This window comes from Rubripirellula tenax, from assembly GCF_007860125.1.
In the GTDB taxonomy this organism is placed as follows: domain Bacteria; phylum Planctomycetota; class Planctomycetia; order Pirellulales; family Pirellulaceae; genus Rubripirellula; species Rubripirellula tenax.
In genome coordinates this window covers 108,650-130,722 of the sequence record NZ_SJPW01000003.1, presented here as the reverse complement: position 1 = coordinate 130,722, position 22,073 = coordinate 108,650, and the positions used below count along the sequence as shown (strand labels likewise).

At 54.6% G+C, this 22,073-nt stretch carries 15 protein-coding genes; 12 read left to right on the top strand and 3 right to left on the bottom strand.

Annotated features, from left to right (window positions below):
- The first annotated feature begins 205 nt into the window (after nucleotides 1-205).
- The 8 genes from Poly51_RS11410 (at nucleotide 206) to Poly51_RS11375 (ending at nucleotide 12,473) form a co-directional block, all read left to right on the top strand.
- Entirely contained in the window at nucleotides 206-1,090 is an 885-nt protein-coding gene (locus Poly51_RS11410) for a hypothetical protein (protein WP_146457555.1), read from the top strand.
- Between the two features lie 86 nt (nucleotides 1,091-1,176).
- Complete coding sequence (locus Poly51_RS11405) at nucleotides 1,177-4,479, top strand: FAD-dependent oxidoreductase (protein ID WP_186775489.1); 3,303 nt, start codon at nucleotides 1,177-1,179, stop codon at nucleotides 4,477-4,479.
- Nucleotides 4,480-4,749: 270 nt separating this feature from the next.
- Nucleotides 4,750-5,820: an alpha/beta hydrolase gene (locus tag Poly51_RS11400; protein WP_186775488.1), complete on the top strand. Its 1,071-nt coding sequence runs from the start codon at nucleotides 4,750-4,752 to the stop codon at nucleotides 5,818-5,820.
- 170 nt (nucleotides 5,821-5,990) lie between these two features.
- A complete protein-coding gene (locus Poly51_RS11395; protein WP_146457549.1) occupies nucleotides 5,991-7,190 on the top strand; it encodes a hypothetical protein in 1,200 nt (399 codons plus the stop codon).
- Nucleotides 7,191-7,323: 133 nt separating this feature from the next.
- Nucleotides 7,324-9,519 (top strand): RICIN domain-containing protein, encoded by a 2,196-nt coding sequence (locus tag Poly51_RS11390; RefSeq protein ID WP_146457547.1) that lies wholly within the window; start codon nucleotides 7,324-7,326, stop codon nucleotides 9,517-9,519.
- Between the two features lie 405 nt (nucleotides 9,520-9,924).
- Complete coding sequence (locus Poly51_RS11385; RefSeq protein WP_146457545.1) at nucleotides 9,925-10,467, top strand: sigma-70 family RNA polymerase sigma factor; 543 nt, start codon at nucleotides 9,925-9,927, stop codon at nucleotides 10,465-10,467.
- Between the two features lie 242 nt (nucleotides 10,468-10,709).
- Nucleotides 10,710-11,765 carry an ankyrin repeat domain-containing protein gene (locus Poly51_RS11380; protein ID WP_186775487.1) on the top strand — a complete coding sequence of 352 codons (1,056 nt, stop codon included), beginning with the start codon at nucleotides 10,710-10,712 and terminating at the stop codon, nucleotides 11,763-11,765.
- 111 nt (nucleotides 11,766-11,876) lie between these two features.
- Complete coding sequence (locus Poly51_RS11375; protein ID WP_146457541.1) at nucleotides 11,877-12,473, top strand: isochorismatase family protein; 597 nt, start codon at nucleotides 11,877-11,879, stop codon at nucleotides 12,471-12,473.
- Between the two features lie 475 nt (nucleotides 12,474-12,948).
- Here the strand turns inward: Poly51_RS11375 and Poly51_RS11370 are convergent, their stop codons facing one another.
- From Poly51_RS11370 to Poly51_RS11360, 3 genes are read right to left on the bottom strand one after another with little or no spacing between them, the layout of a single operon-like run.
- Nucleotides 12,949-15,324, bottom strand: coding sequence for a bifunctional serine/threonine-protein kinase/ABC transporter substrate-binding protein (locus tag Poly51_RS11370; protein ID WP_146457539.1), 2,376 nt, complete (start codon nucleotides 15,322-15,324; stop codon nucleotides 12,949-12,951).
- 8 nt (nucleotides 15,325-15,332) lie between these two features.
- Nucleotides 15,333-17,207, bottom strand: a complete 1,875-nt coding sequence (locus Poly51_RS11365; protein WP_146457537.1) for a protein kinase domain-containing protein — start codon at nucleotides 17,205-17,207, stop codon at nucleotides 15,333-15,335.
- The gene (locus Poly51_RS11360; RefSeq protein WP_146457535.1) at nucleotides 17,207-17,794 is read right to left on the bottom strand and encodes an RNA polymerase sigma factor; all 588 of its coding nucleotides are present in this window, start codon (nucleotides 17,792-17,794) and stop codon (nucleotides 17,207-17,209) included. Before Poly51_RS11360 ends, Poly51_RS11365 begins: the two co-directional genes overlap by 1 nt.
- A 195-nt stretch (nucleotides 17,795-17,989) precedes the next feature.
- On the opposite strand from Poly51_RS11360, the gene Poly51_RS11355 reads away from it, so the two are divergent.
- From Poly51_RS11355 to Poly51_RS11340, 4 genes are all read left to right on the top strand, one after another.
- Nucleotides 17,990-18,694, top strand: a complete 705-nt coding sequence (locus Poly51_RS11355) for a LuxR family transcriptional regulator (protein WP_186775486.1) — start codon at nucleotides 17,990-17,992, stop codon at nucleotides 18,692-18,694.
- A gap of 144 nt (nucleotides 18,695-18,838) precedes the next feature.
- Nucleotides 18,839-19,258, top strand: coding sequence for an efflux RND transporter permease subunit (locus Poly51_RS11350; protein WP_146458472.1), 420 nt, complete (start codon nucleotides 18,839-18,841; stop codon nucleotides 19,256-19,258).
- Nucleotides 19,259-20,028: 770 nt separating this feature from the next.
- Nucleotides 20,029-20,547: a sigma-70 family RNA polymerase sigma factor gene (locus Poly51_RS11345; RefSeq protein WP_146457531.1), complete on the top strand. Its 519-nt coding sequence runs from the start codon at nucleotides 20,029-20,031 to the stop codon at nucleotides 20,545-20,547.
- Nucleotides 20,544-22,061, top strand: a complete 1,518-nt coding sequence (locus Poly51_RS11340) for a LamG-like jellyroll fold domain-containing protein (RefSeq protein ID WP_146457530.1) — start codon at nucleotides 20,544-20,546, stop codon at nucleotides 22,059-22,061. Before Poly51_RS11345 ends, Poly51_RS11340 begins: the two co-directional genes overlap by 4 nt.
- The last annotated feature ends 12 nt before the right edge of the window (nucleotides 22,062-22,073 follow it).

Sequence of the window (22,073 nt, the reverse complement as noted above, 5' to 3'; positions counted from 1 at the left end):
GCTGGAGGTGAAGTCTGATGCGGCGATGTCATCGTCACGCCCGGCATGCAGTTCGGACCACAATTCACCATCAGCATTCGGGTCAACTTTTCACAGGACCATACCGCTGCGGTAGAAGCGGTTCAGCGAACGATCGAAATCGCCAATCGCTACCGAGTCTGCTCGCCACACCAAATTCGACAACAAGCATCCCAATAGCACCGCCATGACAAATATGAAACTTGCCACTGCTCTGCTGCTCATTAGTTTTGTTGCTCCGCATCCGGTCGTTGGCGACGAGGTCGACGTTTCGAGCTTCAACCCGAGCGCCCAATATATTGCTCGTCTCGAATCACTGCTCACATCGCTCAAACAGACCCAGTATCAACACACAACCGAGATCGACGAAACCGATGGTTCGGTGCAATGTGACTGCTCTGGGCTGGTTGGGTACATGTTGCGGCAGACGTATCCCGAAGCCTACGTGTCATTGAGAGGCGAAGAAGCGCCGTGGCGCAAACGCCCGCTTTCCGTCACTTACTATGAATCCTTTGTATCGGCCGAAGAGAACTCTGGCGGATATTGGCAACGCGTCACGAAGTTAACGGACGCTGTGCCCGGCGACATTCTCGCCTGGCGCAAGACGGACGTGAAAGCCGGATCAACCACCGGGCACACATGCACGATTGCTGGCAAGCCTGAGCTGGTCGGCGATGCAATGCTCCGAGTGCGTTTGATCGATTCCACTCGTTCACCGCACGAAAACGACTCCCGTAGCGAAGGTAAAAACGGGATGGGCGCAGGCTTTAAGACGTTTCTGGTGGATGAAAACGGCGGGTGTGTCGGTTACCTTGTTGGCACGCGTGCCGTGATGAGTAGGATCGCAATCGGTCGCCTTGTTGAGCCTAAAGAAACCACGTCGCATGCCGAAGACAAGGACTTTGTCGGCCTGACGACAGAGGCAGTCGCCGAATTGGCCAACCAACGAAAGCGTTCTTGGCGCATCATTCGGGAGAATGGAAAGCCGAAGCCACTAAGAATGGCCATCAACGATGAACGTCTGAATTTTGTCATCAAAAACAATCAAGTGATTCGCGTCCTGCGCGGTTGAATCGGAATAGTCAAATGAACAACTCTAAACCTGCCCGACAGTCTCACCCGCGAGTGCTACTCCGTGCTCTCGTCGGATTCCTCCTGATGCTCCCTGTGTTTCAACGACCGGGGCATGCGGAAACGACGGGCGAGAATCCCGTCTACGACATCGTTGTTTACGGAGATTCCTCCGGTGCCGTCACGGCGGCGATCGCGGCCAAACGTCAAGGCCACTCAGTGATTCTTGTCAATCCGACGCATTTCCTCGGCGGCATGAGTGCCAGTGGGCTGGGCGCGACTGACTTTCTAGGCCGCAGAGATACGTTCGGCGGAATTGCGTCTGAGTTTTACGACGCGATTGCCAAACACTACGGCGAAAAGTTCGTGCGCAGTTTTGAGCCGCACGTGGGGCGAGCTGTATTCAAGAAGTTGATCAATGAGGCGGGTGTTCCTGTCGTCTTCAACGCGAAGCTGAACCGCGAGTCCGGTGTCGAACTGGACGGTCAGCGTATCGTGTCTATCACAACGCTCGACGGTCTGACCTATCGCGGCAAGATGTTCATCGACGCTACTTACGTTGGTGATCTGATGGCGGCGGCCGGTGTCACCTATACGGTCGGACGCGAGCCCGAAGAACAGTACGGTGAAAGTTTGGCTGGCGTTCGGCGCGGGGACACCCAACCACGTATTCATTATCGGCAAGGCGATAAGGATCATTTCATTGTCGATGTCGATCCCTACATCGTTCCCGGAAAACCCGACAGCGGACTGCTGCCTCATGTACACAAGATCGAAGGCCTGACCAACGGCCAAGGCGATCGAAAGATCCAGGCGTACAACTACCGCCTATGTCTAACGTCTGATCCCACGTTACGAATTCCTCTCGACAAGCCGGCAGGCTACCGGGCCATCGATCATGAACTCCTGCTGAGGAACTTTGAGGCGGGTGACTCTCGGTTACCCGCCTTGATCGATGGTTTGGCCGGGTCGGCGTCGAAAGTCGATTGGAACAACATGCATGCCGTCGGAAGTGATTATGACGGAGCCAACTGGGACTATCCGGAAGCGACGTACGAAGAACGACGCGAGATCGAAGAGGCTCATGAACTGTACATTCGCGGGTTCTTATGGACGTTGTCAAACAGCCCGCGAGTGCCGGAGGCGATTCGCACCAGGGTTGCAGAATTCGGTTTGCCCAAAGATGAGTTTACAGACAACGGTGGTTGGCCCTACATGATCTACATTCGCGAAGCACGCCGAATGGTCGCCGACTATGTGATGACGCAAGCCGATTGCGAAGGCAAACGCATGGCTGATGATCCGGTCGGGTTGGGATCGTTCGGGATGGACTCTCATGTGGTGCAGTTCTTTGTCAACGAAAAAGGATTCGTGCGTCACGACGGCGTGATCTGGCACGTCCCGCCGAAACCGTATGGGATTTCCTACCGATCGATCATTCCTCGCAAAGGCGAATGTGAAAATCTGTTCGCCCCGATTTGCCTGTCAACGTCGCATGTGGCTCATGGTTCCATCCGGATGGAACCTGTCTTTATGACCTTGAGTGAAAGCGCCGCAATCGCAGCGAGTCTCGCAATCGCAAAGAGTGTGTCTGTTCAGGAAGTCGAATACGCTCAGCTTCACAAGCAACTGTTGGCGAACAGTCTGATCGTCCAATGGAAAAGCAAAAGCAAGTCAGCACAGGCACCACCAAAGGACAAGCCGGCAACGATTGAAGGCAATATGCTGGACGACACAGACGCAAAAAGGACCGGAGAATGGCAAGAAAGCAGCTTCGGAACTGGTTACATCGGTGACTCGTATTTACACGACGACAACGATGGCAAAGGCGAGAAGACGATTCACTTTGAATGGAGTGAGCTGAAGGACGGACGATATGAAGTTCACGTTGCTTACACATCGCATCGCAACCGAGCCACGAACGTTCCGATGACAATCCATCACGCAAAAGGAGAATCAGAACTTGTTGTCAATCAGCAGAACGAGCCCGCCGAAAATGGTTGGCACAAGCTGGGACGCTTTGATTTTTCGAGCAAGACGCGCGCGGCCATCGAGATCACTACTGCGGGGACCGACGGGTATGTGATTGCGGATGCCGTTCGACTTGTTCCTGTGACAGAACCGGATGTTCTTTCGCACGATGCAACGTCAGACACGAAAACGAAGCCCAACATTCTGATCATTCTTGCTGATGACATGGGGATAGAATGCCTTTCCACCTATGGAGGCAAACACCTGACGCCAAATATTGATGCTCTGGCAGCGCAGGGCATGCGGTTCACCCACTGTTTTTCAAACCCATTCTGCTCACCTTCGCGAGCGAGCCTCTTGACGGGACGCTACCCGTTCAAGAATGGCCTCATCGATGTGCTTCACAGTCGACGGCAGGAAGAGACCTATCTCTCGCCCGATCAACCCAGCTTCGCACGGCAATTGAAGACGCAGGGATATCACACAGCCATTGCCGGCAAGTGGCACATGTCGTTGCTTCATCAACACAACACGATCAACGCATTCGGGTTTGACCAGTACCAGGTCTGGCAGATCTTCGACAGCGCAGGAGAGAAGACGCCGCGGTACTGGCAACCAAACCTCAACCGAAACGGCACGCTGATCACCGAACAAATTCAGGATCGCTACGGCCCGGACGTAGATATCGAATTTCTAAGCGAATTCATGAAGACCAGCGTCGAGCAGCGCCAGCCGTTTCTGGCGTACTTTGCGACCCCACTGCCGCACTTCCCGTGGGAACCAACGCCAGATACGGAAGACCAGAGCTATCGCAAACTACACAACGAACACAAAGGCGACCCAAAATATTTTCCCGACATGGTGAAGTACCTCGACAAGTGCACCGGCCAGCTTTTGCAAACCCTGGAGGATCAAGGCATTGCCGATCATACCGTCGTCTTCTTTCTGGCGGACAACGGGACAGATCGCGATCTCAGCAACTCGTGGGGTGATGGAAAAACCATTCAGGGCGGCAAAGGCACGATGACAGACCGCGGCACTCACGTTCCACTGATCGTTCGCTGGCCAAAGCACATCCTGGCGGGTTCGACCTGCCCTGACCTGATCGATTTCTCTGACCTGCTTCCCACACTTTGCGAATTGTCTGGTGCTCCGCTCCCGATTAAGGAAATCCACGGACGAAGCTTCCTGCCTCAGTTACTTGGCAAGCCGAGTGAACCAAGAGAATGGGTCCACGTCCAGCATCAGGATGCGAGACACCTCAGAAGCCAGACCTACATTCTGAACAACAAGAATGAACTCCGCCCGGTAGTAAAGCTATGGGAGCCACCAGCACAGCCCATCAAGAACATTCCGACTGACGATGCACGCGCCGCACGCGAGAAGCTAAAGGCCGCGTTTGACGAGCTACAGAACTAAGAGCATCAGCGGTCCAAACTTGAGAGTATCCCAAGACCGAATCGCTACAGATGAGTTTCGCGAAAGCGGCCTATACAACTCCGGGAGCCGGGAAACTGTTTCATCACCCGGCCGGCGCGATTGACCAGTGGGGCTAGATCGAGTTCTTTCTGCGCAACAAGTTTCAGCGATGCGGTGATCGCATCGAAGATGCTTTGTTTCCAATCGCCGCGGGAGGCCAACCAAGCCCACTGTACAACGACACGCGAACGCCAAACCTGAAAGATGTTGATGCGAAACCAGCAAAGAAATCTGAAGTCCGATTTTGTCACGATTGTTCCGTGCGTCGCCGCAATCTGCAACCTGACTTCGGCGGCATTTGCCCAGCAAAACAAGTCGCGTACTGCTGCCATCGAACGAAAGTACCCTGCGTTGGCGGATACGGTCGAGCGGCGTTCGGTCTCGATTTGGAGTGACGGGACGAAAATGGCGGGCGATTTTTATCTGCCCAAAGATGTCGCTGCGGACGCGAGACTTCCCGTGATTGTTTTCATCGCCGGCACCGGCGGCACAAAAAAGGGCACGCCTGCTCGCATGGCTCCCGTGTTCGTGAAAAAGGGCTATGCCTTTTTTGCGTTCGATTACCGAGGCTGGGGTGAGAGCGATAGTAAACTTCAACTGCTGGAAGCGTTGCCCGAACCGGATGAGAACGGCGAGGTGACCGTGAAAGCTCGCGCCATTCGCTGGCAGATGGATTTCGCTGATCAGGTCGAAGACATCCGCAACGCGATCGCATTCGTCGCCGGTGAACCAAATGTTGATCCAAATCGAATCGGCATTCTTGGCACAAGTTACGGCGGCGGACTGGCTACATGGATCGCGGCAAACGATGCGCGAGTGCGATGTGCAGCAGTGCAGGTTCCCGGAATGGGCGGCGGACGAGGCCCCGCGGCGGAGCGCCGTGTTTTGCGTCTGCAAACGCAACAGGCGCGAGGCGAAGTTGAGCCAGTTCCGTTTGAGACGGGTGCTCCGGGTGGAAAGATGTCGAGCTACGCTCATATGCGGTACAATTCCGCCAAAGGCATCGGTTACAGCGCGATCGAAGCGGCGGAAAAAATCACGATTCCGATGCTGATTATCGACGCCGAAAACGAAGAGCTGATGGATCGCACCAAGAACGGAAAACGCGTCGCAGAAATTCTTGAAGCCAACGGCACGAGCGTCAAATATCACGTGCTCGAAGGAATCGCCCATTACGGCGTCTACGGCAAAAAGTTCGGCGAAGCGACCTCGATGGAGGTCGAATGGTTTGACCAGTATCTTTCTCTTTCGTCCAACAGTTCGAAAGACGACAAGCAATGACCCGTAACGATCTAATGACGGCTTTTTCTTACTTTCAGGCTCCTGAGAACAGCAGGGTCTTTGCAGCCACCGTCGGGCACCTGCCTGCCGCCTGCGTGGAAGAAGCCCACACGGTGTCGTATTGCAACTCCTTCAGGTGATTCAAAATGTTCCGATTCATCTCATTGTGTTTGGTGCTGACGAGCTGTGCTTCCGCACAATCAGCCACGCTTTCTGGTTTGGTCATGAACGGGAGCAAAGGCCTTCCTCTCGACGGTGCAACGGTCACGCTGCAGGATACTGGACTCGTCGTGACGACCGACGCGGAAGGTCGTTACAGTTTCGAAGGCGCGACGCGCACGAAGGAGGTCTCTGTGTCGAACCAGAACGGTGACAGGGCAAAACTGTCGAAGGCAACATCGGCGAATATGATCACGTTCAGCAAGACCGGCTATGGCTCTGTTTCTCGAAACGTCAAGTCAAATGACGGCACTGAAAATGTCGTGCTGACTCTCGAAAACAAAGTGACTTATGTCTGCACCACGGCGGACGCAAAAGGAAGATGGCAGCTTGCCCGGACGGTGTTCGACCCGATGACAAAGACATCTGAGATCACCTACCTGACCGACACCGAACAGTGGAACTTCAAGCCGAACTTCAGTCCCGACGGCAGCAAGATGACCTTCTTCCGACGCTATGCGGCTGACGGTCCATGTTGTGGTTCATGGCTTTCTTCCGTTTGCGTCATGAATGCTGACGGCAGCGGGCTCCACGAAATCATCACCGGCGAAGACAGTTTCAATACGGAACCTTACTGGTCACGAGACGGCTCGAATCGCATCAGCTTCAACCGCATGAATGTGGAGGAAGCCGGGGCTTACTGGAACAATTCTTCTGGTCAGCCGGGTTCGGAACAACGAATTGGACCGTGGGGCTGGATCAATCCACATTTAGCAGACGGACGAGTGTTCATTCAACGCAGTGGAAACAGCTTTCTAGCCACGCCTACTGAAAGTGGCAAAGCCAAGTATGTTCCGGTTCAACGTGTTGACAAAAAGTTCATCCACAAAATCGCACTGTCTCAGGACGAGACGATGATCGCTTATCAGAAGTGGATCGACTCAGATCACAACATGTACAAAGGCGGGGTGATGGTCTACGCGAAATTTGATGCTTCAGCACCTTCCATCACCAACGAAGTCATCTTCGACGAGTTGGATCCGTCCACAATGGCCTGGTATGTTTCAATCTCGACGGATAACAAGTTCCTTCTCTTCGCCAAAGACGGCGCCATCATGCAACACGACGTCGAGAACGGAACGACGACGAAGGTGTCAGCGAAATCCGATCCGTTCAAGGCGTATCCGACTTATACGACATTCTCGAAGTAAGAAGTCAAACCTGGCTTAATTCGAGACCTACCAGATAAGAGGGGGCAAGAACAAACTGTGCTCTACAGGTTATTCATTGATTTGATATTCCGTTCGAAAAACCAGTTGGCCTTCTGTTCTAAAAGCAAAAAATATGAAACGACAATTCATCGCTGTCATCGGCTTGTTTCTCGCCGCGGCTCCAGGTTTCGCAGATGACTGGGGCTACTATTCGATCATTCCTGTGAGTGCTCCAAAGCTGGTTTTGGAGGCTGTTGATTCGGGGACGGCGGCAGGCACAGTGGTGTCGATAGGGCAACCGACCGCTGAGGCGAACCAGAAGTGGGTGGTAGAGCCGAAGGGGGATGGCCTTTATGTCATCAAGCCGTCGTACAGTTCGATGCTGGTATTGGCAATCAACAAAGGCGGTGAACGCAACGGCACACTGGCTGTCCTGGAAACCGACAACGGAAAGCCGTCGCAGCTTTGGGCGTTGACTCAGCAGGAGAATGGCAGCTACACACTGGTGCCGAAGCATGCTCCAGAGAAGGGGCTTGATCACCTCGGCGGAAAGAAAGTCACGGGTGCGCAAATCGACCTGTGGGAAAACAAACCCGGCGATCAGCATCTGCAGTGGTACATCCGACCGCTCACGGGCAGCCCGGTTCCTGCTGCGACGGCCGATGTTGTTGCGGAATACGTGCCACCCGTATTGCAGCCGGAAGAAATCCTGGCGGGAGAAGTCAAACAGTTTCAGTTCAATGCCAGCAGGATCTTTCCCGGCACGGTTCGTGACGTCACCGTTTTCATTCCGGCGCAATACGATGCTTCAAAACCGGCGTGCGTCTACGTCAAGACGGATGGCTACCGGCCGCAGGAAAAGACGATGCTGGAAACCATGATTGCCGGCAAGGAAATGCCGGTAACTGTAGGTGTGTTTGTCAGGCCGGGAGATGTTCCGGCTCCGATGAAGGGTACGCTCGGGAGGCGCAATCGAGACTTCGAATACGACGGAGTCAGTGACAACAACGTGCATTTTCTGGTCGACGAATTGCTGCCGTTTGTGGCTAAGGAATTCAACCTGAACCTTTCCGATGACGGCAACGACCGCTGCATGGCGGGCGGAAGCAGTGGCGGCATCGCAGCGTTTACTGCTGCGTGGAATCGGCCTGATGCGTTCAGCCGAGTCTACGCGGCAAGCGGAAGCTGGGTGGCCTTTCGAGGCGGTCACGAGTTTCCAACCATGGTGCGAAAGTTCGAAGCTCGTCCGATTCGAGCATTCCTGACCACAGCCACGCGAGACATGGAGAACGCTGCGGGCGACTGGTTTTTGCTCGACCAGGAAATGGACAAAGCTCTGAAGTTTTCCGGCTACGACTATCAGTTTCGAACCATCGATGGCCGTCATGTCGCGGGTTACAGCGAACACTGGCAGGAAGCAATGGCGTATCTCTGGCGAGGCTGGCCGGAACGCGTACAGGCAGGCCCGAGTGCTCCGCGTGCGCAGGAGATTCTGATTCCCGGCGAAGGCTGGAAACTTGTCGCGGAAGGATTCAAGAGTACGCGTGGACCGGCCTGCAACGCAGTCGGAGAAGTCTTCTTTGCAGACACCACCAGCGACCGCATTCATCGTATTGAACTGGATGGGACCGTGAGTGAATTCGCGACCGACACAGGTAAGGCGCACTGCGTGACTGTCGGAGCGGATGGCAACGTCTTCACGATCTCGGAACAATCGGGCAAGTTGATGAGTTACGACGCAACAGGCAAAGGCAGCGTCGTGATGGAAGACATTCTCGGGCACTCGATTCTCGCCCGGCCGGATGGCAGCCTTTACGTCACAACGAATGGCGACAAAGCTCACGGTCCCGGCAGCGTGTGGTTAATTAAAGACGGGAAGAAAACGCGAGTCGATACGGGAATCAAATTCGCCACGGGCATGACCTACCGCCCCGACCAATGGCTGTTGTCCATGGCGGAAGGGCATTCAAAGTGGGTCTACAGCTATCAGATCAACAACGACGGAACGTTGAAGAACAAAGAGCGTTTCTTTCACCTGCACGTTGCCGAATGGGACGACGACGCCGGTGCGGAATCTGTCTGTTACTCAAGCGAAGGACGCCAATTTGTGGCAACTCGCAGCGGCATTCAGATCAGCGCCGACGACGGACCGACTCAGGTGATTCTTTCGGTGCCGGATTTCAGCCGAGTCACCGGGGTATGTCTCGGCGGAAAAGACGGCGACACCCTGTTCGCATTCTGCGGCAGCCGCATCTGGAAACGCAAGATCCAGCACCACGCCATGGGCGCATTTAGTCCGTGGACGAAGGTCAACGCAACAAAGCTGTAAAGCCCTTGGTTGGTCTTGGAGACCCGTGGCGTTCCGCGATCGCTGGTTTCGAAGGGGGCTGCGTTTGGCATGTTACTATCAGTCGCTTCTTGACTCCGGCGAGGTCGGCACCAAGGCTGAATTGGCCCGGTATCTTGGCATCAGCCGCGCTCGCGTGACTCAAGTTCTGAATCGGTTAAACACGGCTTGAGATGGTGTTGCGTGAGGAATGGTGGCAACGCAAGGCTCACACTTCCTTTCAATTCTCTATCCGTCGGCGTGATCGAAGCCTGCCAAAATAGCCGAAGAATTCTCGACAACCATTTTCGATGGCCCGTTTTGCACGTGGTCGACCAGCGGCAAAGTTCTTTCGCTTTTTCGGAACATTGCGGCAGGTTTCGGGCTTGGGGCCGAATATCAGTATGTATGAGCGATTCACAGTCACAATTTGAACTCATCGAGGCTGATTTTCTCAGGCTGTTCGTAAAACACGAGGCGGCTCTTCGAGCGTACGCCCGTGCGATCGTCCCCGACTGGGACTTGATCGACGAGGCCTTGCAGGAAGCCAGTATCACGATGTGGCAGAAACGCGAGCAGTTGCAGGAAGCGAGCGGATTCGTTCCGTGGGCCAAGACCGTGCTTCGATTCAAATGCCTTCGCCAGTTGGAGAAGCTGCGAACGCAAAGGCCGCTTCTGAGCGAAGATCTGCTGGAAACAATCGCGGAGCGGGCTGAGCGGCGTTCCGCTGACGGTTTAACAACTCAATCGCAAGCTCTTCAGACGTGTTTCAGTCAGTTCTCGCAGCAGCATCAAGAATTGCTGCTGGCCCCTCACAGCTCGACGCACACCGTGGTGGATCTGGCCAAACGACGCAACAAGTCGCCCAACGCGCTCTACAAGTTGCTCGCCCGTTTACGAAAGCAGCTCAACGAGTGCGTCAATCTCCGAATCTCAGGTGAGGTGAATTGATCATGCAGTCCAATGAATTGATTCAACGGTACTTGGTAGGCGATTGCACTGAACAAGAAGTTGCAGAGCTTGAGAGTCGCCTTCGAGCGGACGAGAAGCTTCAAGATAGGTTTCTTCAGGAAGCAGAGTTTGATGCCCATCTTCGGCAGGAAGCTCAACTGGGTGGCGTCGATGCGGCAGTAGTCTTACACGCGAAGAAGAAGACGCAGGCAATCTGGAAATGGGTGTCGGGCGTTTCGACGTTGGCCGCGACGATTCTGCTGGCAATTCTCTTGATGAACTTTCCGCCGCAAAGATCCGTGATGGCGTCTCCGTCACTTGGAAAGGTCGCTGTCGGATTACCTTTGGAAGACAGCATTTGGCTTGCCGCAGCCACAGGCAACATGGATATGCTCGCTGATGAGCTGCGTGACGGCGTTTCGGTCGATGCAAAGCTGGCTGACGAGCTGACACCTCTGCACGTAGCATCCCTGTTCGGTCAAGCCAATGCAACTGAAGTGTTGCTGAAAGAAGGCGCCGACAGGAGCATCGCTAATAGCGAAGGGAACACGCCCTTGCACATGGCCTCCTTTCTTGGGCACACCGCGATCGTCGATCAGCTGCTTGACGCTGGAGCCGACCCGATTCTCCGTAATAACCTTGGATACAACGCAGTCGATCTTGCAGCATCGCCATGGAATGCTGAGCAGCAGGAATACTTGAGCGCACTTGCCGATCGACTTCAGACCGACTTCGATCTTGAGCGGATTCGTCGAGAGCGGCATTCTATACTTAAGCTGCTGATCGGTGCGACAAGTACTGACGAAGCGACTGCTCCCGACGTTGGCATCTTCGACGCCGTGCTTGTCGGTAGTCTCCGGGCCGTTCAGCAGCATATTGCGGCTGGCACAGATCTCAATCAGAAGGAGACTTACGACAGCACGCCTCTGATTTTGGCGACGATCTTCGGAAAGACTGAGATCGCAAAAACGCTGGTGAACGCGGGCGTGGACCTAAACTTGCAGAACAAGTCCGGCGGAACGGCACTTCATCAGGCGTGTTTCTTCTGCCGCCCAGACATTCTTGAATTGCTGCTCACCGCAGGTGCTGATCCAACAAAAACGAATGCAGTCCTAACGAAGGACTACTTCACCGTCAACGAAGATGAGATCAAGTCAATCGAGTCCGTATTGACGATAGTCGGCGGCGACGTGACCTATGCGACCGGCGATTATGCCGACCTGTCGCCTGAGATTCCGCCCGTCTCGCCCAAGTGGAGTCCGGCAGCGCACTTCGGTGGATTTCAAAACGAGCGATGAATCTACAACGAACCACTGGAATGGCAATTCTGTTCAATACTGGCTGCAGGCGCTGTGCCACAATCGCGATAGTCAAGTTCCACCAGTCAATCCAACTCAAAGGACGTAAACATGAAAAACCCCTTCACTACTCAAGACTCGGCAATGCTGTTGATTGATCATCAACGCGGCACAATCAAGCTTGCTCAAAACATTCCTTATGACGTCATCGTTCAGAACACCCGAGCGCTTGCTCGAACGGCAGTGGAGACCGGCATGCCTCTGGTGCTGACAAGTAGCGAAGAGGACCATTTCCAAGGGACGCTGCTCGACGACCTCCAGCAAATCGCACCTGAACACTACGAGAAGCGAATCAAGCGCCCCGGAGTGGTCGATTGCTGGTTGTACGAGCCGTTCAAGCAAGCAGTCTTGGCAACGGGTCGCAAACGATTGATCATGGCGGGGCTGACAAACGACGTTTGCATCGTCTACCCAGCAATCAGTGCGGTGGAGGAAGGCTTCGGGGTGCAAGTGGTTGTCGATGCCGGCGGCTCACCGACTCAGTTGGCTGACGAAACATGCCTGCGCCGCATGGAGAAGCACGGTGTCGAATTGACATCGACCAACCAAGTCATGGCTGAACTCGCAACCGACTGGGCTTCAGACGAAGGGGCAAAAATTCAGGGAATCATGTATGAAGAAGTCCTGAAGTCGCTTGTCGAAGGTTGACCATTTCTGATTCGGTCTCGAAGCCGCCGATCGAGCGGTCCTTATCATTTGCTTCCACGCAAACACTGTGGATTCCAGGCAAATCACGATGCGGTCCCCTGAATCCCTTGAAAGGTCCGCATCGTGCAAGTTTGACGAAGATCGCGTTCAACCGTGTTGAACCAATCGAGAGTTATCGTCGTCTGGAAGGCGGATTGAGGCGTGGGTTGGCGGCGGCACGTGCGGAGTTTGCCGCGGATTGCAAGAGGCCGCGTATCGTTTCTACAGAAGCTATCCTCATCGCGCTCGCCCCTGTATCCTCTAAAACCATCTAAACCGTGAACATGCCGAAAACAATTTTCGACTGACACGGACAAAAGCGAGACTTCGTCGGTAGTGTTACAGAGTTTTCTTTGCCAGCCCGTCAAGCTCAGGAAAGTCGACGCATTAGCCTGGTCTTACAAGAAGTGTGCAAGCTCCAAGCCATCGTTGGCATTCATGGGCCGATGGTGATTACGGCGTTAGTCGGAGCAGACCAGCGATTTCCCCATGTCTGATACCAGCCATGGGTGAGTTCGTCCCACTGCTCCTTCGTGCGCCACTTCGGATAGGGCTGCGGCTGGAGCGGCTTGGGACTTTCATATTCGATCTCAAAGACACCATCGCCACTCACGCGACCAATCAAGAGCCGCCGTCGTGCGTAAAAGGTCGCCGAGTCGATACTTAGCGGGCCGCTCGGAGCGAGGAATTCGATGCCGGCAATCGCGTCGCGAATCGACGTGGCTTTCGTGGACTCGGCTTTGTTAACCGCTGTCGCCCACAAGTGCATGCCGGCGTAGGCGGACTCCATCGCTCCACTGACATATCGTTGACTGCCATACTGATCTTGAAAGCGTTTGATGAACGCGGCGCTTTCGGGTCTGCTCAGACTTTGAAAATACGTGTGTGCGGAATAGTTTTCCGCGGTTTCGTTTGCATTGTCGAAGTGCAGTTGCTGCTCGTCCAATGCCATGGCGAACTGAGTGACGCGAATCCCACGTCGGCTCAGCTCGCGAATGAACGCGGATTGCGAATCGCCGACGATCTCGTTCAAAATCGCGTCAGGCTGCTTCAATTCAATGTCGTCAACGATTTGGCTGACTTGCAATTCGCCCAAGGGTAGAAACGCGTGCCCGACCAGGTTGGCTTTATATTTCTGCACTTCATGATCGGCGATCTCCAACGCGACACGTGGATAGATATAGTCCGATCCGACAAAGTAGAACTGCGAATAACCTTGACGCTCAACGGCGTAGCGGACACAGGCCTCGGTCATTTGAGAAACATCCGCTCCCATGTAGACCACGTTGGGACTGGTTTCGAGTCCTTCGTGGTGCGAGGGATAAAACAGCAAGTGGTTGCGTTGCTCGACGACCGGCACCACGGTCTTGCGGCTCGACGATGTCAGGCAACCGAACAGCGTGCAAACCTGCTCTTGATCGATAAGTCGGGCGGCTTGTTCGGCGAAAGTATCGTCGTTGGATTTGCCATCGGCGATCGCGGCTTCGACCGGCCTTCCCAGTACTCCCCCGGCTTCGTTGATTTCCGTGATTGCAAGGTGATAGGCGTCGATCAACGACTCTTCGCTTTGGCGCATGGTGCCTGAGAGCGAATGAAGAATGCCAACGCGAATCGCGTCTCCGGATACGGCACCCGTGTGAGGCCAGAAGTAAGACGCCGCTGCACCGAACGCGATTGCGGCTCCGCCGCCGATGAGAACTCTGCGCGGAATTTTTGTGATTGGGATTTGGCGATTGCTCTTGCGGCTAACGTTTCGACTGTCCAGATCAGCGATCATCGACTCAAGCGATTGGTAGCGATCTTCGGGATCGATGGCCATCGCTCGTCGGATGACATCAGCAGCGTAGGCGGGTGTCGTTGGCACCACTTCTCTGGGATTCGGCGGCGGCTCGTGGCAATGCGCATGAACGATGCTCGCGAGCGTATCACGCGCAAAGTACGGCGTCCGTCCCGTCAAAAGGCTGTAGTAGGTTGCTCCCAACGAGTAGATATCGCTGCGATTGTCGACAAGCTTTCCCGCACACTGCTCGGGACTCATGTAATGTGGTGTCCCCAGCAGTTGCCCCTCGCGGGTCAGTCCCAAGTTGTCATCGTCAATGCGTTTGGCAATTCCAAAGTCGGCGATCTTGATGACTTCGCCATCGGCAATCAGAAGGTTGGCGGGCTTGAGATCGCGATGGATCAGGCCAGAATCGTGTGCAGCCGACAGTCCGACGGCGGCTTGGCGAACCACGTCGCGTGCCTCTTTCGGCGGCAGGCTTCCTTGTCGCTGCAAGCGATCCGCGACGCTACCGCCCGTGGCAAACTCCATGACCAAGTAATGAGAACCATTTTCTTCGGCGGCATCGAAGATGGCCAGTACGTTGGGGTGCGAGAGTTTTCCAACGGCTCGGGCTTCTGCGAGGAAACGACCGAGGCGTTGAGGTGAATCGGAAAAGTCGGCATGCAGGACTTTGATCGCAACACGACGATCGATCGTTAGGTCTTTTGCGGAAAATACGACTCCCATCCCACCCAAACCAAGAATGCTGGTGATTTCATGCCGACCGAGTGTTTGACCGATCCGCTTCTCCGCCTCTTTCAAAATGTGTTCGTAGTGCTGCTTGTCCGGGCGGTCGATTCGGGTGTCGAAGCCAACTTTCAGTTGATCGAACAACGTATCGGATTTCGGCATGGCTCCATCCAAACGTTTCGCGCAGTCGTCACAGTCACACAAGTGCGACTCCACCGACAATGCTTCCTCATCTGAAAGCCGGTCCGCAAGCCATGCCGCTAATGTTTCGTCGGAAAGATGCTGAGACTTCGTGTCCATCGGCGAGCTTAGTTAATGGTCCGAATGGAGGCGACGAAATGCAATGCGGATTGCAATTGTACGGGACTCAGCCTGATGGCGACCGGAAACTCCGCTCCGGACTTGTGCAACCCGATCAGCCCGTCGCGATCTGCCATCTTTTGAACCGAAGGCTGTCGCATGTAGTTCGCTACATGTTGGGGATGCGATTGACGAAATCGCTCGGGCAGCAGTATTTCTATTTTCTGGCCAAGCAGCTCTTCTTCGCGGTAGCCAAACAACTCGATCATCTGCTGGTTGACCATTCGGATCACTCGATCGCCGTCGACCACGAGTGTGGCATCGGGCGCAGAATTCAGCAACGACTCGTAGTCGGCCGATCTTTGCCTTTGATCGTGGATATCGCGACCAATCGCGCAAATCGACTGTTCACCTGCGATTGGTGTGGCCGTCCATGAAAACCAGCGATAAGAACCATCCCGCGCTTGAGTGCGTCGCTCGATACCGGACGCGGTCTCGCCTCGCTCAAGTTTCTCGTAAACCTCGTCATCGGCATTGACATCGTCAGGATGCACCAGCGAGTTCGGCAGCGTGCCGATAAGGGAGTCGGGATCCCAACCGAGCACACTCTCCCAAGCTGCATTCGCCCATATCACTTTTGGCGTTCCATCAAAAATGAGCATGATGTCATCGGACAGCTCAAACAGCTTTTGTCGCGCGGCCGTCGATTGCTGTTGCACCGCATGGGCGTTCAACCACTTCTCGACTGAATCGGCCAATTCTTTCGCGGTGGTCGTTCGTAGCGTTTTGTCTTTGTGCAGCGCGGACGCACATAGCTCGCAAAGCCCCATGGGTAAGCTCGGGAACGACAGGTTCAAGCGTGGAATCGGTTGATGGACAACCGCCCGGATTACTTGCTCCGGCGTTGAACCGTAGAACGGTGGTGCCCCGGATAGAATCTCGTACAGCATCGCGCCGAGGCCCCAAACATCCGTTTGTTCATCAATGGATGCATTCTCACCAAGCGCTTGTTCGGGCGCCATGAAGCAGGGCGTCCCCAATCGAATTCCCGGCCGAGTGGCCAACGGAGAATTCTGCGCGGGCAGTGTTGGTTCGATAGCTTCCGATTCCTCGTCGCGCGCGTCCATTCGCTTCGCTAGGCCCCAATCGATCACGGTGACCTGCCCGTATTCCCCGACGATCACATTTTCACTCTTTATGTCTCGATGCAAAACACTCTTGGTGTGCGCGTAGGCAATCGTTCGGGCAACCATGATCCAGTGGCGCACGAGCTGCGACATCGATGAATCGAATTCTTTGCTTGCGGGTTGCTCGCGGTGTGCTCGCTGAATCAACTCGGCCAAAGACTTCCCCTGCACCAATGTCATCACATAAAAACTATCGGGACCGTCGTCCACCAAGTCCATCACCGTGACCGTTCCCGGATGGTTGATCTGTGCCGTGATTCGCGCTTCGGTGAGGAACCGCCGTTGGATGGAAGGGATTCCTGCTGTTTCTTGCTTTAGCTTTTTCAACGCGACGGTACGACCAAGGAGCAGATCGAGCGCAACCCAGACTTCACCGATTCCGCCCGATGCGAGCAGCAACTCCGGCTGCCAACGTGCCGAGCTGGAAAGTGAGCGTCGCTCTGCAGCCGCTGAGTCGCCCGACTCGTGAGCAAACTGTGTCAGAAAACCAGCCGACACGGTATCGCTTGCAGCCGATGCCGACACTCGAAGAACGTCGACGAATGGATCGATTTCAATTTCCAGGTCGTCGATCAGCAGGGCGCAATCATCACATGTCTGGAGATGCCTCTCGACAAGTTCCTCATCGGCTTCGGCAAGTTCTTGACGAACCCACCGCTGCAACTGTTCCTGAGTGAGATGAGTTTCAACGTTCATCAATCGATCAACTCACCAGCCGTTTGCCGCAACACCTTTAGGATGCGATGCTGGGCAACTCGCACGGCGCCCAGTGACATGCCAAGATCATCGGCAACCGCCTGTGCCGATTCTCCACCGATGGTGATCCGTCGAAACGCGACAACGTGCGTTTCGGGGAAGCTGCCTGCGATGGAATTCAGCATCCTGTTCAGAACAAACTGGTTGTGTTCTTGATCCCAAACGACGCTCATGCGGCTGGTGTCATCGGCAAGCTGTTCAGCGATTGAGGAAAAATTGACGGGGGAGAGCCTTTTTTGTTCGCGCGACTTCTTTTCCCATTTCCGATTCAAGCGGTTGGCCACGATCAGACGCAGCCAGCGGCGGAATGCACCCGTCCGTCCGTTGTGGTCGAATTTGGGTAACTCTGTGACAACTGTCGCCATGACTTCCTGTCGAAGATCGTCGATGTCGGCATGCTGCAGTTCCTCTTTCAGCAGCCAACGTTCGATCAACTGTTCGTAAATGCCGCAGAAATCCCGCCACGCTGGTTCAGAACCAGCGTTTTTCAATTCGTCGAGCAGGCTGAGGCGAGTTTTTTGAGTCATTTGAGCGATATTTTGCGTTTGGGGACAATTGTCCCCCACAGACTCGGTGCTTGCAACTAATCGTGAACCATTTCTGGCGCCGTCGAATCGATTTCAATCAAATTTGTTGAATCGTGTAATTGCCTTGCCTGTTCCTGGGCTTCTTTATTGACGGCATTTGGAATGAGGAAACAAGCAACGCAAACCTGCACTGCAATGAACCATCGACTTGACACCCCTGACGTGAATCTTTTCAGGCCTCCCTATTTTTTTTTCGCCTACGATCGCGCATCGCGTTTGCAATTCGTTAGTCCCTCCATCGAACCGATTCTCGGCTATTCAGCTGCAAACTTAGTCGGGCAACTCTACGGTGATTTTCTTGACCAAGAGCATGAACTGAATAGGGACGTGGCCGAGTGTCACGTCCGAAGGTTCTCTGAAACCGCAGCTCACAGTGTTACTCGCGCGGTAAGGACGCGAGAAGGCAAAATCCGCGTCATCTCGATGCAAACGATCGGAGTGGCGGACGGGTCGGGTGAAGTCTTTTGCTGCCAAGGTTTAGCCGTAGACCAAACCGCGGAATATTCGCGGCAAGCATTGTTGCGAGAGAAGCAGAAACAGTTGGAGGCCGCAAGAAGCAAACTCACGCTGCGAGAAGCTGCTGTGTTGAATCTAGTCATGGAAGGAAAACTGAACAAACAAATGGCGACTGAGCTTTCCGTTTCGCTGCGAACGGTAGAAAGCAGGAGAAGCAGTCTCATTCAGAAACTGAACTGCGAGAACATCGCGGAAATCGTCGCGATGGAGTCAGAACGGAGGATGCTGACGACGATCCTTGATCCAGCTCACCTAGAGATTCCGAGACATCACGCGGTAAACCGCACAAATCCGGCTACATCTGAAATGCAAGACTTCCGATAACTACCCAACATCAAAACAAGGCTTCTTAGGGGCACGAAGCCTTCTTTGGCCGCCGATTCGCATGGGGCAACCTGCACGCAGGATGCGATCGGCGGCCTTTTCCTCAAATTGCCACCGCTAACGGTATTCACCTGCATCGAACAGATGCTCCTGCGCCCCGTCCTCTGGGGACACGTCATCGTTGGCATCGACATGACCATGCCCAGCGCACTGGGATTCGCATCACTCGCGGGAATCGTTGTCAACGATTCGATCTTGCTGGTCCTGTTCCTCAAAGAGCGTCGTCTTCAAGATCAAGATGTCCTCACTGCTGCGGCGTCTGCTAGTCGCGAACGTTTCCGAGCCATCGTGTTAACTTCACTCACAACCGTCGCTGGCTTGCTGCCATTGATCTTCGAGACCAACCTGCAGGCGCAAGTCCTGATTCCAATGGCCGTCAGCATCGCGTTCGGCATCATGACTTCCACGGTCTTGGTGCTGCTAGTCGTGCCCAGTATTTATGCCGTATTGGCTGATCTGCGACTTGTGTCGAACGTCGCCGCAACCGACCCACGGACCGAATAGTTTAGTTCTTGAAGTCGTGAGAATGGATGATGAGAAATTGGTAGAGAATGAACACGCTCATTGAATAAATGACACGCATCAGAAACGAATTGGTTCTTCATCGAATCAACGCGTTAGCGGTTTGATTGCCCGCACTCGCTGCGGTTCGGATGAGAGTTCGCGTTCAGGACTGAGTTGAGGCCCGAACCCACCAGAGATTTCTTGACATCCCAAATACAGAACCCTCGGCCACAAAAGGACTTGTGACCGAGGGTTTGTGGTTCGGATAGGTGACCAAACTTGGTCAAGCTCCCCGAGGCGGTCGCTATCCGAACCGGGGATTCGTTGAGCCAGGAGCCTTTCGTACCAACAGGTTACGTCGATTGCCTTACATCGAAATGTTCAAGTGGAACTCGATTTCAGGCCGAATTCGCGACGAATCCGAGTCAACAAAGCCGAAGCGTGATCGCATGCGGTTAGCTTTGAAGTATCAGGCGTTGTTGGATTCTGGCGTTGTTAAAACACGTGCCGAATTGGCTCGCTTTCTGAGAGTTAGCAGGGCAAGAGTCACTCAGGTCTTGAACCGGCTGAAAACTGAATAAGCAGGATTATGCGGTACTGGAACGGCAAAATCGACAAACTGATGTGTTTCGAGTACGCCTTCGAAAAGCATCAGATGTTGCAAACAGATCACTAAGCTTTTTTCAGGCGTTGAAAACAATCGATCAATTTGCGTAACCGCGACGCAACTTCGGCTATTTACTGTGCATGGAAGTCTACTGGAGGACTTGATGGCCGATTCGGAACTGGAATTTGTACAACTGCTGACGTCCCATCAGGGGCGATTGTTTGCCTACGTGCTATCGCTGGTCGGCGATCCGGAACAGGCTCGTGATGTGATGCAGGAAACGAACGCCGTCCTGTGGCAGAAGTCCGCCGACTTTCAGCTCGGGACGAACTTTTCGGCGTGGATGATCAAGACCGCCTTCTATCAGGTGATGGCTCATCGGAAGAGAATCTCGCGGGATCGTTTGATATTCGATGATCTGCTGACCGCCGACCTTGCACGCGCAGCCGAAGCGAGGAACGAAACGATTGAAGAACGACAGGACTTGCTTCGTGAGTGCCTCACGCAACTCGGCGATCGGCAGCGTGAGTTGATCTGCTCCCGATATCAGGACGGGTTTGAGCTCGCCGCGATCGCCAAGACAATGGACCGCACGACCAACGCCGTCAAACAGGCTCTGTTCCGTGCTCGTGCAGCCATCGTGGATTGTGTGAACCGCAAATTGCAGGAACGCCCCACATGAAGTCTCCACAACCTGCCGATGGCGAACTGCAGGAATTGCTCGCCGATCTCCTCGATGGCGAACTCAGCGAAGACGCTCGTCGGCGACTCAACGAGCGACTGAGTAGTGATCCGCAAGCGCAAGCACTGTATCTCGATTTCTGCGAAACACATGCGGCGCTGTCATGGGAACATGGGCTTGTGATTGCGGATCTCGAGCCGTCGACTCGGGACATCGTTCCGCCGAGGACGGATTCCATTAGCTGGACGCGCGCTTGGACGATCCTTGCAACGCTTGCAGCTACTTTTTTGGTCGCAGCCATTGCGTGGTACTCTGACAGCGATGAGGTTGTCGAGCCAACCGCTGGTGGCGCCGTAGTTGCTCAACTTGTGAGCCGCATCGATGCGGTCCTGACGGCCGACTCGCTGCCATGGGAGACGAATGAAATCCGTGTTGGAGGCTACGAAATCGAAAGAGGCCTCGTTCAACTTGAATTTGCGTCTGGAGTCTCTGTCTTGATCGAGGCACCTGCTCGCTTTGACGCGGTCAGTGCAGAGCGACTTGTTCTTCATGCAGGACGACTCTCCGCCAACGTGCCTCCCGAAGGGGTCGGTTTTACCGTGGAGACGCCCGAGGCAGATGTGGTCGATTTCGGCACCGAGTTCTCGGTTGAAGTCGGCGGCGAAGAGAGCGAAGTGCATGTCTTTAGCGGGCACGTGCAGGTGAAGCCAAAAACGGAAAGCGGAAGCGAGCAGGCCGATGCGATTGATTTGCGAACAGAGCAAGCGATTCGGATTTCTGAGGCGACGAGACAACCAGCCGGAATCGACTTGGCGACGGATCGGTTCATTCGCAGTATCAACGAGCCTCAAAAACAATACCCGATGTTGGTAAAGCAGCTTGGATTCGTGGCGTACTACCGAATGCCGATTCGAGGTGGTGGGTTGGCATGCAGTCCCAAAAAGTATGCCGGAGAAATGCTGATGGGCGAAGGCACTCGGCCTGCCTTTGCACCGGGGATCGTAGGGGCATCGCTGCGCGTCGGAGGACGTTCTGTCGGGCGTGGGGCACATATAGAGAATCCGCCTCGACTGACCAGCGGTCACTTCAGCCTGGTGGCATGGGTCTATGCCGATAGCCGACCACCGGGTGGCACAGTGGCTACGGACGTCTCCGATGGTGACGGTCGATTTGCTTTGTCGCTTGATCGCAACGGACGGTTGACCGGAACGGTCACGACGAATGAAGACAAGCAGGTGAGCGTCAGTGATTTAAGCTCCGTGCCGCTCAACTCGTGGCAATTTGTCGTGCTCACCTTAGATGGAAAACAACTGCGGATGTATCGGAACGGGGATCCGTTGGTATCGACACCTTGTCATTCAATGACGTCCCGCCAGCCGAGTACGCTCTGGATGGGAACTTCGGCGGAACCCCAACGTTTTTGGAATGGTCGAATCGATGAGCTAGCGCTTTTCGATCGAGCACTCGCTGCGGATGAAATCGCCAAACTCTATCAGGCTGCAGGAACAGAATGAGACACCTTCACT

Coding starts and splice junctions, on each gene's coding strand:
- Poly51_RS11360 (WP_146457535.1), bottom strand. CDS start 17,794: ATGACTCAAAAAACTCGCCTCAGCCTGCTCGACGAATTGAAAAACGCT.
- Poly51_RS11345 (WP_146457531.1), top strand. CDS start 20,029: ATGGCCGATTCGGAACTGGAATTTGTACAACTGCTGACGTCCCATCAG.
- Poly51_RS11350 (WP_146458472.1), top strand. CDS start 18,839: ATGCTCCTGCGCCCCGTCCTCTGGGGACACGTCATCGTTGGCATCGAC.
- Poly51_RS11340 (WP_146457530.1), top strand. CDS start 20,544: ATGAAGTCTCCACAACCTGCCGATGGCGAACTGCAGGAATTGCTCGCC.
- Poly51_RS11355 (WP_186775486.1), top strand. CDS start 17,990: ATGAACCATCGACTTGACACCCCTGACGTGAATCTTTTCAGGCCTCCC.
- Poly51_RS11385 (WP_146457545.1), top strand. CDS start 9,925: ATGAGCGATTCACAGTCACAATTTGAACTCATCGAGGCTGATTTTCTC.
- Poly51_RS11410 (WP_146457555.1), top strand. CDS start 206: ATGACAAATATGAAACTTGCCACTGCTCTGCTGCTCATTAGTTTTGTT.
- Poly51_RS11400 (WP_186775488.1), top strand. CDS start 4,750: ATGCGAAACCAGCAAAGAAATCTGAAGTCCGATTTTGTCACGATTGTT.
- Poly51_RS11365 (WP_146457537.1), bottom strand. CDS start 17,207: ATGAACGTTGAAACTCATCTCACTCAGGAACAGTTGCAGCGGTGGGTT.
- Poly51_RS11375 (WP_146457541.1), top strand. CDS start 11,877: ATGAAAAACCCCTTCACTACTCAAGACTCGGCAATGCTGTTGATTGAT.
- Poly51_RS11390 (WP_146457547.1), top strand. CDS start 7,324: ATGAAACGACAATTCATCGCTGTCATCGGCTTGTTTCTCGCCGCGGCT.
- Poly51_RS11405 (WP_186775489.1), top strand. CDS start 1,177: ATGCTCCCTGTGTTTCAACGACCGGGGCATGCGGAAACGACGGGCGAG.
- Poly51_RS11370 (WP_146457539.1), bottom strand. CDS start 15,324: ATGGACACGAAGTCTCAGCATCTTTCCGACGAAACATTAGCGGCATGG.